The organism is Streptosporangium sp. LJ11 (assembly GCF_051918945.1).
GTDB lineage: Bacteria > Actinomycetota > Actinomycetes > Streptosporangiales > Streptosporangiaceae > Streptosporangium.
The window spans coordinates 1-1,012 of record NZ_JBPXMB010000099.1 but is presented as its reverse complement, the minus strand read 5'-3'; the positions used below and the strand labels follow the sequence as shown (position 1 = coordinate 1,012).

Here is a 1,012-nt window from a genome sequence, read left to right as displayed (position 1 = left end):
ATGAGCAGGCCGATCACCTTGTTCACCGGCCAGTGGGCCGACCTGCCGTTCGAAGAGGTCTGCCGCCTGGCCTCGGGCTGGGGATACGACGGCTTGGAGATCGCCTGCTGGGGCGACCACTTCGAGGTCGACAAGGCCCTCAGCGACGACGACTACATCCCCCGCAAACAGGAACTGCTCGCCAAGCACAACCTGTCGGTCTACACCATCTCCAACCACCTGGTCGGCCAGGCCGTCTGCGACAACCCCATCGACGCCCGCCACCAGGGCATCCTGCCCGCCCGCATCTGGGGCAACGGCGACCCCGAACAGGTCCGCCGCAACGCCGCCGAAGAGATCAAGAACACCGCCCGCGCCGCCGCCAAACTCGGCGTCGACACCGTGGTCGGCTTCACCGGATCCTCCATCTGGCACACCGTGGCCATGTTCCCGCCCGTGCCCCCCCAGATGATCGAGGACGGCTACGCCGACTTCGCCGAGCGCTGGAACCCCATCCTGGACGTCTTCGACGAGGTCGGCGTCCGCTTCGCCCACGAGGTCCACCCCAGCGAGATCGCCTACGACTACCACACCACCGTGCGCACCCTGGAGGCCATCGGCCACCGCCCCGCGTTCGGCCTGAACTGGGACCCCTCCCACATGGTCTGGCAGGAGATCGACCCGGTCGCCTTCATCCTGGACTTCGCCGACCGCATCTACCACGTCGACTGCAAGGACGCCAAGGTCCGCACCGGCGACGGCCGCCGCGGCCGGCTCGCCTCCCACCTGCCCTGGGCCGACCTGCGCCGCGGCTGGGACTTCGTCTCCACCGGACGCGGCGACGTGCCCTGGGAGGACTGCTTCCGCGCCCTCAACGCCATCGGCTACGCCGGACCCATCTCCATCGAGTGGGAGGACGCCGGCATGGACCGCCTCGACGGCGCCCCCGACGCGCTGGCCGTCATCCGCAAGCTCAACGCCATCACCCCGCCCACCACCGCCTTCGACGCCGCCTTCTCCTCGGACTGAACCC

General features: G+C 69.3%; 1 protein-coding gene. It reads left to right on the top strand.

Annotated elements, in window-relative coordinates; genetic code table 11:
• The coding region (locus ACTOQ3_RS43555) for a sugar phosphate isomerase/epimerase family protein (protein ID WP_440089937.1) at positions 1-1,008 on the top strand (1,008 nt) is incomplete at its 5' end.
• Positions 1,009-1,012 lie beyond the last annotated feature (4 nt).